This is a genomic window from Pseudomonas sp. 21 (assembly GCF_000955805.1).
GTDB lineage: Bacteria > Pseudomonadota > Gammaproteobacteria > Pseudomonadales > Pseudomonadaceae > Pseudomonas.
Genome location: NZ_JYOA01000003.1, coordinates 212,144 through 224,227 on the forward strand (window position 1 = coordinate 212,144; position 12,084 = coordinate 224,227).

General features: G+C 63.3%; 14 protein-coding genes and 1 riboswitch. Of the genes, 13 read left to right on the forward strand and 1 reads right to left on the reverse strand.

Going from position 1 to position 12,084, the window contains the following annotated elements:
- Positions 1-97 precede the first annotated feature (97 nt).
- Positions 98-856, reverse strand: coding sequence for an SDR family oxidoreductase (locus tag UB43_RS06600; RefSeq protein WP_045209647.1), 759 nt, complete (start codon positions 854-856; stop codon positions 98-100).
- 107 nt (positions 857-963) lie between these two features.
- Between UB43_RS06600 and UB43_RS06605 the strand changes: the two genes are divergently transcribed.
- From UB43_RS06605 to UB43_RS06665, 13 genes are all read left to right on the forward strand, one after another.
- A complete protein-coding gene (locus tag UB43_RS06605) occupies positions 964-1,701 on the forward strand; it encodes a HugZ family protein (protein ID WP_045209648.1) in 738 nt (245 codons plus the stop codon).
- A gap of 87 nt (positions 1,702-1,788) precedes the next feature.
- The gene (locus tag UB43_RS06610) at positions 1,789-2,256 is read left to right on the forward strand and encodes an FxsA family protein (RefSeq protein ID WP_024764084.1); all 468 of its coding nucleotides are present in this window, start codon (positions 1,789-1,791) and stop codon (positions 2,254-2,256) included.
- A gap of 237 nt (positions 2,257-2,493) precedes the next feature.
- Entirely contained in the window at positions 2,494-2,787 is a 294-nt protein-coding gene (locus tag UB43_RS06615; RefSeq protein ID WP_009617968.1) for a co-chaperone GroES, read from the forward strand.
- 48 nt (positions 2,788-2,835) lie between these two features.
- Entirely contained in the window at positions 2,836-4,476 is a 1,641-nt protein-coding gene (gene groL / locus UB43_RS06620; RefSeq protein WP_045209649.1) for a chaperonin GroEL, read from the forward strand.
- A gap of 73 nt (positions 4,477-4,549) precedes the next feature.
- Positions 4,550-4,612: riboswitch (Fluoride riboswitch) on the forward strand.
- Between the two features lie 64 nt (positions 4,613-4,676).
- Positions 4,677-5,060 carry a fluoride efflux transporter CrcB gene (crcB, locus tag UB43_RS06625; RefSeq protein ID WP_045209650.1) on the forward strand — a complete coding sequence of 128 codons (384 nt, stop codon included), beginning with the start codon at positions 4,677-4,679 and terminating at the stop codon, positions 5,058-5,060.
- Between the two features lie 45 nt (positions 5,061-5,105).
- Positions 5,106-5,426 (forward strand): DUF190 domain-containing protein, encoded by a 321-nt coding sequence (locus UB43_RS06630; protein ID WP_045209651.1) that lies wholly within the window; start codon positions 5,106-5,108, stop codon positions 5,424-5,426.
- A gap of 130 nt (positions 5,427-5,556) precedes the next feature.
- The gene (locus UB43_RS06635; RefSeq protein WP_045209652.1) at positions 5,557-6,240 is read left to right on the forward strand and encodes a response regulator transcription factor; all 684 of its coding nucleotides are present in this window, start codon (positions 5,557-5,559) and stop codon (positions 6,238-6,240) included.
- Positions 6,230-7,504: a HAMP domain-containing sensor histidine kinase gene (locus UB43_RS06640; protein WP_045209653.1), complete on the forward strand. Its 1,275-nt coding sequence runs from the start codon at positions 6,230-6,232 to the stop codon at positions 7,502-7,504. The genes UB43_RS06635 and UB43_RS06640 overlap by 11 nt, the downstream gene beginning before the upstream one ends.
- An 82-nt stretch (positions 7,505-7,586) precedes the next feature.
- On the forward strand, positions 7,587-8,258 hold the full coding sequence (locus UB43_RS06645) for a class I SAM-dependent methyltransferase (RefSeq protein WP_045209654.1): 672 nt from the start codon (positions 7,587-7,589) through the stop codon (positions 8,256-8,258).
- A gap of 3 nt (positions 8,259-8,261) precedes the next feature.
- Positions 8,262-8,966, forward strand: a complete 705-nt coding sequence (locus tag UB43_RS06650) for a lipopolysaccharide kinase InaA family protein (RefSeq protein ID WP_045209655.1) — start codon at positions 8,262-8,264, stop codon at positions 8,964-8,966.
- Positions 8,963-9,187 (forward strand): hypothetical protein, encoded by a 225-nt coding sequence (locus UB43_RS06655; RefSeq protein ID WP_045209656.1) that lies wholly within the window; start codon positions 8,963-8,965, stop codon positions 9,185-9,187. Before UB43_RS06650 ends, UB43_RS06655 begins: the two co-directional genes overlap by 4 nt.
- A gap of 90 nt (positions 9,188-9,277) precedes the next feature.
- On the forward strand, positions 9,278-10,477 hold the full coding sequence (gene pncB / locus UB43_RS06660; RefSeq protein WP_045209657.1) for a nicotinate phosphoribosyltransferase: 1,200 nt from the start codon (positions 9,278-9,280) through the stop codon (positions 10,475-10,477).
- 95 nt (positions 10,478-10,572) lie between these two features.
- Positions 10,573-12,051 carry a helicase HerA-like domain-containing protein gene (locus UB43_RS06665; RefSeq protein WP_045209658.1) on the forward strand — a complete coding sequence of 493 codons (1,479 nt, stop codon included), beginning with the start codon at positions 10,573-10,575 and terminating at the stop codon, positions 12,049-12,051.
- Positions 12,052-12,084: the final 33 nt, after the last annotated feature.

Genomic DNA, 12,084 nt, shown 5'->3' on the forward strand with positions numbered 1-12,084 from the left:
CCCAACGACGGCGGGGAAACGTTCGCGAGCAAGCTCGCTCCTACAAAAAGCACAAAAAAGCCCCGCACATGGCGGGGCTTTTTCATGGGCGGGCGAATTACAGACGCAGGCCGCCGTCCAGCTCCAGCACGCGGCCGGTGTAGTAGTCGTTCTCGAGGATGTAGGCCACCGAGTGGGCGATTTCCATCGGCTTGCCCAGGCGCTTGAGCGGGATGCCGGAGGTCATTTTCTCCAGCGCTTCGGGTTTCATGCTGGCGACCATGTCGGTCTCGATGAAGCCCGGGGCCACACCCGCCACGCGGATGCCGTAGCGCGCCAGTTCCTTCGCCCACACCACGGTGTCGGCGGCGACGCCGGCCTTGGCGGCTGAGTAGTTGGCCTGGCCCATGTTGCCGGCGCGGGAGATGGAGGAGATGTTGACGATCGCGCCTTCGTTCTTCAGCTCGATCATCTTCGCCGCCACTTCGCGGGTGCAGAGGAACACGCCGGTCAGGTTGACGTCGATCACCGCCTGCCATTGGGCCAGACTCATCTTGCTCAGCTCGCCGTCCTTGACCTTGATGGTCAGGCCATCGCGCAGGATGCCGGCGTTGTTCACCAGGCCGTTGATGGCGCCGAAGTCGCTGGCGACCTGGGCCACCATGTGGGTAACCTGTTCTTCATTGGCGACGTTGCACAGATAGGCACGGGCGTCACCGCCGGCGGCCTTGCAGGCAGCCACGGCTTCGTCCAGTTTTTCGGCATTGAGGTCAACCAGCGCGACGCGCGCGCCCTTGCCGGAGAGGTATTCGCCCATGGCGCGGCCCAGGCCCTGGCAGCCACCGGTGATGATGATGACCTTGTCTTTCAATTGCATCGGAACAACCCCACGAACAGTTTCTGGTGAAAGGCCCCGCCGGCAGCTGTGCACAGAGTCAGCCCTGCCCGTCCGTTTACGACGGATTCTTTGCGAGGAGTCATAAGTTGAGCGTGAAAGCTGCCAAGCATGCCCGAGAACTGCTGCTCAAGGAATACCGCGGCGTCCTCTCCACCCACTCGAAGAAGTGGCCCGGATTCCCCTTCGGCTCCGTGGTGCCGTATTGCCTGGACGAGGCGGGCCGGCCGCTGATCCTGATCAGTCGCATCGCCCAGCACACTCACAACCTGCAGATGGACGGCAAATGCTCGTTGCTCATTGGCGAGCGCGGCGTCGACGACATCCAGGCCGCCGGCCGCCTGACCCTGCTGGCCGAGGCGCTGCTGATCGAGGACGTCGATGCCATCGCCGGCGCCGCCGAGCGCTACTACCGCTATTTCCCCGGCTCGCAGGATTACCACATCGTCCACGACTTCGATTTCTGGGTACTCGAGCCCGTGCAGTGGCGCTTCATCGGCGGCTTCGGCGATATCCACTGGCTGGGCGCCGACAGCGTGCCGCTGGCCAACCCCTTCGTCGGCGAGGCGGAAAGGAGCATGGTCGAGCACATGAACAGCGACCATGCCAGCGCCATCGAACACTACGTCGAGCTGGCCGGGCTGCCCGCTGGCAAGGATCCGCAGCTGGCGGGAATTGATACCGAAGGTTTCCATCTGCGCATCGGCCAGGGCCTGCACTGGTTGCCGTTCCCGGCGCCCTGCGACAATCCTGGCGCGGTGCGCCAGGCGCTGGTGCAGTTGGCCAGGGCGGACGTCTGGCCGGGGAGTGAAGTCATCCAGGCTTGAACAATCCCCGGCCATTCCCTTGAAATTGGCGCGGGACGTCGCCACCTTTCCCGTTATCTGGGTAAATGCCCCGCCAAGGAAACATCGATGCGAGTTCCTCTTTTCCTGATTCTTCTGTTCCCGCTGATCGAGCTGGCCGTGATGATCAAGGTCGGCAGCGTGATCGGCGTGGGCTGGACCCTTCTGCTGATCATCGCCGGCGCCTTCATCGGCGCGGCGGTGCTGCGCGTGGCCGGCGTCGCCACTGCGCTGCGTGCCCGCGAGCGCCTGAATCGTGGCGAGCTGCCCGAACAGGAAATGCTCGAAGGCCTGGTCATCGCCCTGGGTGGTGGCCTGCTGATGCTGCCGGGCTTCATCAGCGATGCCATCGGCCTGCTCTGCCTGATTCCCTTCACCCGCCGCCTGATGCTTGGCCGTGTGCGCCAGCGCATGCAGGAACAGGCCGAGCGCCGTCGGGCCTTCGCCGACGATCCGGCTGCCCAGCAACGTGGTGGCCCCAGCGTGATCGAAGGCGAGTACCAGCGCCGCGAGGAAGACCGCGACCGCCTGCGTTGAGTTTCGGGCGGTTTCGGCCGCCGCGAGCACCCGCCGTTTGCAAAATTTTTTTCGTCACACCCTTGAAATGCCTTGTAGCGACCTTATGTACCGGTCACCGCAAGGTCCCTGTCGCATGAACAGGCTGCTCTTTACGCGTCTCGCCAGCCGGGACGCAAACCGGCAACGCCGGATTCAATAAAACCTGCCGGGCATCGATCTGGCCGTTGGAAATCACAGTTTGGGAGAGTTACGACTATGAAGCTTCGTCCTCTGCATGACCGCGTCGTCATCCGTCGCAGCGAGGAAGAGACCAAAACCGCAGGCGGCATCGTGCTGCCGGGTTCCGCCGCCGAGAAACCGAACCGCGGTGAAGTGGTCGCTGTTGGTGCCGGCCGTGTCCTGGACAACGGCGAAGTTCGCGCTCTGGCCGTCAAGGTCGGTGACAAGGTGGTGTTCGGTCCTTACTCCGGCAGCAACGCCATCAAGGTCGACGGCGAAGAACTGCTGGTGATGGGCGAGTCCGAGATCCTCGCTGTCCTGGAAGACTGATTTCAGTCCGTCCACTCCCCACCGAATTCGATTTAGAGGAAACAGAACATGGCTGCCAAAGAAGTTAAGTTCGGCGATTCCGCTCGCAAGAAAATGCTGGTCGGCGTAAACGTCCTGGCCGACGCGGTTAAAGCGACCCTCGGCCCGAAAGGCCGTAACGTCATCCTGGACAAGAGCTTCGGTGCTCCGACCATCACCAAGGACGGCGTTTCCGTCGCCAAGGAAATCGAACTCAAAGACAAGTTCGAGAACATGGGCGCCCAGCTGGTGAAAGACGTTGCCTCCAAGGCCAACGACGCTGCCGGTGACGGCACCACCACCGCTACCGTCCTGGCCCAGGCCATCGTCAACGAAGGCCTGAAAGCCGTCGCTGCCGGCATGAACCCGATGGACCTGAAGCGCGGCATCGACAAGGCCACCGTGGCCATCGTTGCCCAGCTGAAAGAGCAGGCCAAGCCCTGCGCCGATACCAAGGCCATTGCCCAGGTCGGCACCATCTCCGCCAACTCCGACGACTCCATCGGCAACATCATTGCCGAAGCCATGGACAAGGTCGGTAAAGAAGGCGTGATCACCGTTGAAGAAGGCTCGGGCCTGGAAAACGAACTGTCCGTCGTAGAAGGCATGCAGTTCGACCGTGGCTACCTGTCCCCCTACTTCATCAACAAGCCGGACACCATGGTGGCCGAGCTCGACGGCCCGCTGCTGCTGCTGGTCGACAAGAAGATCTCCAACATCCGCGAAATGCTGCCGGTCCTGGAAGCCGTTGCCAAAGCCGGCCGTCCGCTGCTGATCGTGGCTGAAGACGTCGAAGGCGAAGCCCTGGCTACCCTGGTCGTCAACAACATGCGTGGCATCGTGAAAGTCGCAGCCGTCAAGGCTCCGGGCTTCGGCGACCGCCGCAAGGCCATGCTGCAGGACATCGCCATCCTGACCGGCGGCACCGTCATCTCCGAAGAAGTCGGTCTGAGCCTGGAAGGCGCCACCCTGGAGCACCTGGGTAACGCCAAGCGCGTCGTCCTGAGCAAAGAAAACACCACCATCATCGATGGCGCTGGCGCTCAGGCTGACATCGAAGCTCGCGTCCTGCAGATCCGCAAGCAGGTCGAAGAGACTTCCTCCGACTACGACCGTGAGAAGCTGCAAGAGCGTCTGGCCAAGCTGGCTGGCGGTGTTGCCGTGATCAAGGTTGGCGCTGCCACCGAAGTCGAGATGAAAGAGAAGAAAGCCCGCGTTGAAGACGCCCTGCACGCTACCCGCGCTGCTGTGGAAGAAGGCGTGGTTCCTGGCGGCGGCGTCGCTCTGGTTCGTGCTCTGCAAGCCATCGAAGGCCTGAAGGGCGACAACGAAGACCAGAACGTCGGTATCGCCCTGCTGCGTCGCGCCGTTGAAGCTCCGCTGCGCCAGATCGTTGCCAACTCCGGCGACGAGCCGAGCGTCGTGGTCGACAAGGTCAAGCAGGGTTCGGGCAACTTCGGCTACAACGCTGCTACCGGCGTGTACGGCGACATGATCGAGATGGGTATCCTCGATCCGGCCAAGGTCACCCGTTCGGCTCTGCAAGCTGCTGCTTCCATCGGCGGCCTGATGGTCACCACCGAGGCCATGGTTGCCGAAGTGGCTGACGACAAGGCTGCTCCGGCCATGCCGGACATGGGCGGCATGGGCGGCATGGGCGGCATGATGTAAGCCACCCGGCACCTGCTGTAAGAGAAAGCCCCGCCTAGGCGGGGCTTTTTCATGGGCGTCGGATATGCCAGACTGCGCCGCAGGAGATGGCATTCCTCCTTCAACCGCCCCTGTGGCTGATGATGCCTACGCATAGACCTGGAAAGGCGCGTAGGCGTTCGCCTGCGGCCTGTCCAAAACACCTTCCCCAGGACAGGACCATGTGGAAACCCATTCTCGCCGTCTCCCTCGGAGCCGCCCTTGGCGCACTGCTGCGCTGGGTGCTCGGGCTCAAGCTCAATACCTTCCTGCCATCCATGCCGCCGGGCACGTTGGTCGCCAACCTGGTCGGCGGCTACATCATCGGCGCAGCCATCGCCTTCTTCGCCAACTCCCCCGGCCTGGCGCCAGAATGGCGGTTACTGATCATCACCGGCTTCTGCGGTGGCCTCACCACCTTCTCCACCTTCTCCGCCGAAGTCGTCGTGCTGCTCCAGCAAGGTCGCCTGGCCTGGGCGATGGGCACCGTTGCCACGCACCTCGCCGGTTCCCTGCTGATGACCCTGGCCGGGCTCTGGTCGGTGCACGCGTTGATGGGCCGCTAGGCTGCCCAGCCAAGATAGAGGCCGCGAGGCCTTCGGGAGGAAGACATGAACGGCTACCAGTTGAAGTTCTTCACCCAGCAGGACCGCAAGCATGCCGGCCTGCCGCTGGCTCAATGGCTGCTGGAGGAAGCGCGCCGGCAAGGCGTGCGCGGCGCCACCCTGATGACGGCGAGCGAAGGGTTCGGCAAGACCGGACGTATTCACTACGCGCATTTCTTCGAGCTGGCCGATCAGCCGCAGGAAGTCACCATGGCGGTGAGCGAGGAAGAGTCCGAACGCATCTTCGAAGTGATCCGCCAGGCGGGTGTGAAACTGTTCTACGTGAAGACGCCGATCGAGTTTGGCGTGACGGGCGAGGGCGATTGAGCCCTGGCCGGATGCTCTATTCGACCTGCCGCACTGGAAATCGGCAGGTTGAATGTGAAAATTCCGTCAAAGGCGTTTAAGTTCTATTTAAGCTGGTTAGGCTAACGTGCATTGCGTTCGAGGAGAGCATATGCGCATTTTGTTGGTTGAAGACAATCGGGACATCCTGGCTAATATGGCCGACTACCTGGGCCTGAAAGGCTACACGGTGGATTGTGCCCAGGACGGCCTGTCCGGATTGCACCTCGCGGCGACGTCCCATTACGACCTGATCGTGCTGGACGTGATGCTGCCGGGGCTGGATGGCTTCACCCTGTGCCGCCGCCTGCGCGAGGACGCGCGCCGCGACACCCCGGTGATCATGCTCACCGCTCGCGACCAGTTGGATGACCGCCTGCAGGGCTTCCGCTCCGGCGCCGACGATTACCTGCTCAAACCCTTCGCGCTCTCCGAACTGGCCGCCCGCATCGAAGCGGTGCTGCGCCGCAGCCAGGGCGGTGGCCGTCGCGAGCTGCAGGTCGCCGACCTGAGCTACAACCTCGACACCCTCGAAGTGAACCGTGCCGGCAAACCGCTCAAGCTCAACCCCATCGGCCTCAAGCTGCTGGCAGTGCTGATGCAGAAGAGTCCGCACGTGGTGCGCCGTGACGTGCTCGAGGAAGCCGTGTGGGGTGACGACTGCCCTGACAGCGACAGCCTGCGCAGCCATGTTCACCAGTTGCGCCAGGTGATCGACAAGCCCTTCGGTTCCTCCCTGCTGCACACGGTGCACGGCGTCGGCTACAAGCTGGCGGAGGAAACGCATGGAGTATAAGCAGAGCCTATCCCGACGGATTGTCTTTGCCTTCGTACTCATGACCGCCGCCGTTGGCGGCCTGTTTTCGGTGGGAATCGTCGGCGTCGTTCATATTGTCGAAGAGCGCCTGATTTCCCGCGACCTGGGCGGTGAACTGGACCGCATCATCAACGAGGACCTGGAGAACGGCCAGGCTCCGAAACTCGATCCCGGCATGCGCTTCTTCATCAGCGATGGCGCGGGCGTCTATGCCATGCCACCGGCGCTGCGCCGGCTGGACGAAGGCTTCCACGAAGTCTTCGACGGCGAGTTGTCCTTCCATGCACTGGCGCGCGACGTCGATGGTCGCCGCTTCGTCCTGCTACAGGACCAGAGCGACTTCGAGGCGCGCGAACAGATCCTCTACGCCGCCGTGGTCACCGGTTATGTGCTGAGTCTGGCCCTGTCCGGGGTGTTGGGCTGGCTGCTGGCGCGCAAGGTCATGGAACCGGTGTCGCGCCTGGCGCGCCAGGTCCGCCACCGCGACCAGTTGCTGGAGCTGGCGCCGCCGATGTCGCCGGACTACGCCAACGACGAGGTGGGCGAGCTGGCGGCGGCCTTCGATTACGCCATGGGCCGGCTGCACGATGTGCTGACCCGGGAGAAGCTCTTTACCAGCGATGTCAGCCACGAACTGCGTACCCCGTTGATGGTGATCGCCACCAGTTGCGAACTGCTGGCGGAAGAGCCGGGGCTCAGCACGCGCGCGCGCGCCCAGCTGGCGCGCATGAACAGCGCCTGCGAAGAGATGCGCGATCTGGTGCAGACCTTCCTGATGCTGGCGCGAGCCCAGCGCAAGGACATGGCCATCGTGTCCCAGGCGGGATTGCGGAAGATCGGCGACGAACTGGTTGCGCAGTGGCGTGGCCCGATCGAAGCGAAGGGCCTGACCCTGGAATACCACGTCGGCCAGGAGATGCCCGGGCAGTTCAACGCGCCTTTCCTGCGCTCGGTGATGAGCAATTTATTGCGCAATGCCATGCATTACACCGAAAGCGGCAGCATCCGCTTACAACTTGGACCGAATGGATTCTGGGTTGAAGACACCGGCGCCGGCATCCCGGAAGAACAGCGCGAGCGCGTCTTCCAGCCCTTCGTGCGCGGCCAGAACCCGCGTGGTGAGGGGCTTGGGCTGGGGTTGTCGCTGGTCAAGCGGATCTGCGCCTCCGAGGGCTGGGACGTCACGCTGCGTCCGGCCGAACCCCATGGCTGTCGCTTCGAAGTTCGCCTAGCCGTCGTTTGACAAAAACTTCACAAGTGCATGACCCGGCTGTGACAGGCTGGTTTGTATCGTTCGCCCTGAATTCGGGAAAGGTAAAAATCCGATGACTGAAAAACCCGTCGACCTGGAGTTCTCCCAAAAGTACGACCGCCAGCACGCAGAACGTTACCTGCGCAAGCACCAGGCCGGACTCTCCCGGAAACTTTCCCATTGGCGCGATGTCCAAGTCGCCCGCCAGGCACTCAAGCTGGCGGGGCAGCCCAATCTGGTTCTCGACCTGCCGTGCGGCGCCGGACGTTTCTGGCCGATGCTGGCCGAAAAGGAGAACCGGGTGATCATCGGGGCGGACAATTCCCCGGACATGATCGCCGTGGCCTGCGCCGGTCAACCGAATGAGGTTGTAAAACGCGTTCGACCTTTGCAGACTTCCGCGTTTGCCATTGATCTGCCCGACAACGCCGTCGATAGCATCTTCTCGATGCGCCTGATGCACCATATCGGCGAAAATGAAGATCGTTTGACGATGTTGCGCGAATTTCACCGCGTAACCCGTGATTCGGTGATCCTGTCGATGTGGGTTGATGGCAACTTCAAGTCCTGGAAGCGTGCTCGCGCCGAGTCGAATCGCAAGAAACACGCCTACCAGAACCGCTTCGTGATTCCCGCCAAGACCATCGAGGCGGAGTTCCGCCAGGCTGGTTTCAAGGTCCAGGATCACATTGATTTCGTCCCGCTCATCCATATGTGGCGGGTCTACATTCTGCGTAAGGAGTGATGGATGGCCGTTGATCTGGCTTCGCTGCAGCAAATTTCCGGTGAGAACGCCATCGACCGTTGGCTCCAGGTGCCCGGCAAGTGGGTCGAGGAACCCAACCGTCGGCGCGGCGGCGAAAGCGGCGTGCAGCGAGTCCTGACCTCCGACGGCCGGATGCTCTATCGCAAGCAGCAGATGGGCCACATCTACCGCGACCTGCTGCATCCCTTCGGCTACCCCACCGCCATCCGCGAGCGCAATGCGCTGCAGGCCGCCGAAGCGCTGGGCGTGAAAGTGCCCACCCTGGTCTACGCCGGCTGCCGCAAGGTGGATGGCGAATGGCAGGCCCTGCTGGTCACCGAGTCCCTGGATGGCTTCAGCAGCCTGGAAGACTGTTACGCCCGTGGCGACCAGGAGCGTTGGGGCGAAGCCCTGCACCAAAGAATTCTGCAACATTACGGTAGTACCCTTGCAAAGCTTAACGCTGGCCGTTGGCAGCATGGCTGCCTCTACCTGAAGCACGTCTTCGTGAAGGTGGACGGCGACAAGATCGAAGTGGCCCTGATTGACATGGAAAAAGCCCGCCAGCGCTTCAGCGCCCAGCGTGCCGCCCGTCACGATCTTCGCCAGGTAAAACGCCGCTCGTCGTGGACAGAGGCGCAATGGCAGGCCTTTGTCTATGGTTACCAAGCGGCGTTTGGCAGCGCCATCAAAGGGTTGCAGACATGAAGTTAGAAATTACGCGAGGTTTGCTCCTCATCGGCGCGCTCGGGGTGGCGACCCTGGCGGCGGCGGCCTGGCATGAGCCGGGGCCTTCGGTCATTACCGGAAAAGGTGGCCTGGACAGCTGCCCGATGCCGCCCAACCTGCGTGCCAAGCAACAGGACATCCGTCCGGATGACGACCTGCTGCTTTTCCTGTTCGGGATGTCGCAGAGCAAAGCACGCTGATTTCTGATTCCAACTCGAAACCCCGCCTCGGCGGGGTTTTTTGTGGGCGACGGGTTTAGACTGCCGATTCAAGCCTGCAATGAGATGAGCATGAGCGACAGCGCATTTTCCCGGCGGATCGTGCAGAACCTGCTGGATACCGACTTCTACAAGCTGAGCATGATGCAGGCGGTGCTGCACAACTATCCCAACGCCGAAGTCGAGTGGGAGTTCCGCTGCCGCAACGAAGAGGACTTGCGCGCCTACCTGGACCCGCTGCGCGAGCATACCGAGCGCTTGGCGGAGCTGTCTTTCTCCGTGCAGGACCTGGCCTTCCTCGAGCGCATCCCGTTCTTCAAGCCGGACTTCATCCGCTTCCTCGGCCTGTTCCGCTTCAACCCCAGCTACGTGCAACTGGGCGTGGAGAACGAGGAGCTGTTCCTGCGCCTGAAAGGCCCGTGGCTGCACGTGATTCTCTTCGAGGTGCCGCTGCTGGCGATCATCAGCGAAGTGCGCAACCGCCACCGCCACCCCGGCACGACGCTGACGATGGTCCGCGACCGTCTGCAGGAGAAGTTCGACTGGTTGCGCAAAGAGGCCAGCGCCGAGGAACTGGCTGGTTTCAAGATGGCCGACTTCGGCACTCGTCGACGCTTCTCCTATCCGGTGCAGGAAGCGGTGGTGCGCGACCTGCGCGATGGCTTCCCCGGCCATTTCGTTGGCACCAGCAACGTCCACCTGGCGCGCGAACTGGGGGTGAAGCCGCTGGGCACCATGGCCCACGAGTGGTTGATGGCGCACCAGCAACTCGGCCCGCGATTGATCGACAGCCAGGCCGCCGCGCTGGACGCCTGGGTTCGCGAGTACCGCGGGCAACTGGGTATCGCCCTGACCGATTGCATCACCATGGACGCCTTCCTGGCGGACTTCGACCTGTATTTCGCCAAGCTCTTCGATGGCCTGCGCCACGACTCGGGCGACCCGCTGGAGTGGGCGGAAAAGGCCATCCGGCATTACGAGCACCTGGGCATCGACCCGCTGACCAAGACCCTGGTGTTCTCCGACGGCCTCAACTTGCCGCGTGCACTGGAAATCTACCGGGCGCTGCGCGAGCGAATCGACGTCAGCTTCGGCATTGGCACCCATTTCACCTGCGATGTGCCGGGTGTGCAGCCGATGAACATCGTGCTGAAGATGACCGCCTGCAACGGCCATCCGGTGGCGAAGATCTCCGACGAGCCCGGCAAGACGCAGTGCAAGGACGAGAACTTCCTGCACTACCTCAAGCATGTCTTCAAAGTCCCGGCCTAGTCGATTGCGAAGCGCGGCGGGACGCGCCACTCTTGCTCAAGCAGCCAACGCGACAGGCCCTCTGGCGCGACAGGTCCACTGAAGGGGAACAACGGATGTCAGCCACCAACGAACTCATCATCGGCGCCGGGCCCGACGGGCAGCCGGTCGGCCAGTCCTGGAAACTCGCCAACCGCCACGGCCTGATCGCCGGCGCCACCGGCACCGGCAAGACGGTGACGCTGCAGCACCTCGCCGAATCCTTCAGCGACGCCGGCGTCGCGGTGTTTGCTGCCGACATCAAGGGTGACCTGTGCGGCATCGCCGCCGCTGGCAACCCGCAGGGCAAGGTGGCTGAGCGCATCGCCAGCATGCCCTGGCTGAACCACAAGCCCCAGGCCTACCCGGTGAGCATCTGGGATGTGGCCGGCAAGACCGGCCACCCGCTGCGCACCACGCTGTCGGAGATGGGCCCGCTGCTGCTGGCCAACCTGCTGGAGCTGACCGAGAGCCAGCAGGCGGCACTGTTCGCCGCGTTCAAGGTGGCCGACCGCGAAGGCCTGCTGCTGCTCGACCTGAAAGACCTCAAGGCGCTGCTCAACCACTTCAAGGAAAACCCGGACATCCTCGGCGAGGACCGTGCGTTGTTCACCGGCGCCTCGTCCCAGGCACTGCTGCGGCGCCTGGCGCTGCTGGAACAGCAGGGCGCCGAAGACTTCTTCGGCGAGCCGGCGCTGCAACTGGAAGACCTGCTGCGCCCCGAGGCCGATGGTCGCGGGCGCATCCACCTGCTGGATGCCAGCAAGCTGGTGCACGACGCGCCCAAGGTTTACGCCACCTTCCTGCTCTGGCTGCTGGCCGAGCTGTTCGAGCAGCTGCCCGAGCGCGGCGATGCGGACAAGCCGATCCTCGCGCTGTTCTTCGACGAGGCGCACCTGTTGTTCAATGGCACGCCCAAGGCCCTGCAGGATCGCCTGGAACAGGTGGTGCGGCTGATCCGTTCCAAAGGTGTGGGCGTCTACTTCGTTACCCAGTCGCCAGGCGACCTGCCGGACGACGTGCTGGCGCAACTGGGCCTGCGCATGCAACACGGCCTGCGCGCGTTCACCGCCAAGGAACAGAAATCCCTGCGCGCGGTAGCCGATGGCTTCCGCCCCAATCCGGCGTTCGACACCCTGAAGGTGCTCACCGAGCTAGGTATCGGTGAGGCGCTGGTGGGCACCCTGGAAGAGAAGGGCACGCCCGCGATGGTCCAGCGCGTGGCCGTGGCGCCGCCGCAGTCGCGCATCGGCCCGCTGACCGATGCCGAGCGCGCCGATGTCATCCGTCGCTCGCCGTTGGCAGGCCGTTATGACCAGCCGATTGATCGAGAGTCTGCGTACGAAAAGCTCACCGGCCGCGCCGACGACAAGATGGCGCCGACCCAAGGGAAGGAAGAGAAGGGCACCGACTTTGGCGGGATTGCCGGCGAGATTCTCGGTTCCCTGGCCAGCCAGGTCAGCAAGACGGTGGTGCGCCAGGCGGCGAACCAGATCGGCCGGCAACTGGTGCGAGGGCTGATGGGCGCGCTGTTGGGCGGTAGCAAGCGAAGGTAACGACGGGGTCATCCTGTAGGAGCGGGCCATGCC

What these genes read in the sequence shown, in the direction of transcription:
- UB43_RS06655 (WP_045209656.1), top strand. Translation starts at nt 8,963, where the DNA reads ATGAAGTTAGAAATTACGCGAGGTTTGCTCCTCATCGGCGCGCTCGGG.
- crcB (WP_045209650.1), top strand. Translation starts at nt 4,677, where the DNA reads ATGTGGAAACCCATTCTCGCCGTCTCCCTCGGAGCCGCCCTTGGCGCA.
- UB43_RS06650 (WP_045209655.1), top strand. Translation starts at nt 8,262, where the DNA reads ATGGCCGTTGATCTGGCTTCGCTGCAGCAAATTTCCGGTGAGAACGCC.
- pncB (WP_045209657.1), top strand. Translation starts at nt 9,278, where the DNA reads ATGAGCGACAGCGCATTTTCCCGGCGGATCGTGCAGAACCTGCTGGAT.
- UB43_RS06610 (WP_024764084.1), top strand. Translation starts at nt 1,789, where the DNA reads ATGCGAGTTCCTCTTTTCCTGATTCTTCTGTTCCCGCTGATCGAGCTG.
- groL (WP_045209649.1), top strand. Translation starts at nt 2,836, where the DNA reads ATGGCTGCCAAAGAAGTTAAGTTCGGCGATTCCGCTCGCAAGAAAATG.
- UB43_RS06635 (WP_045209652.1), top strand. Translation starts at nt 5,557, where the DNA reads ATGCGCATTTTGTTGGTTGAAGACAATCGGGACATCCTGGCTAATATG.
- UB43_RS06645 (WP_045209654.1), top strand. Translation starts at nt 7,587, where the DNA reads ATGACTGAAAAACCCGTCGACCTGGAGTTCTCCCAAAAGTACGACCGC.
- UB43_RS06615 (WP_009617968.1), top strand. Translation starts at nt 2,494, where the DNA reads ATGAAGCTTCGTCCTCTGCATGACCGCGTCGTCATCCGTCGCAGCGAG.
- UB43_RS06630 (WP_045209651.1), top strand. Translation starts at nt 5,106, where the DNA reads ATGAACGGCTACCAGTTGAAGTTCTTCACCCAGCAGGACCGCAAGCAT.
- UB43_RS06600 (WP_045209647.1), bottom strand. Translation starts at nt 856, where the DNA reads ATGCAATTGAAAGACAAGGTCATCATCATCACCGGTGGCTGCCAGGGC.
- UB43_RS06640 (WP_045209653.1), top strand. Translation starts at nt 6,230, where the DNA reads ATGGAGTATAAGCAGAGCCTATCCCGACGGATTGTCTTTGCCTTCGTA.
- UB43_RS06665 (WP_045209658.1), top strand. Translation starts at nt 10,573, where the DNA reads ATGTCAGCCACCAACGAACTCATCATCGGCGCCGGGCCCGACGGGCAG.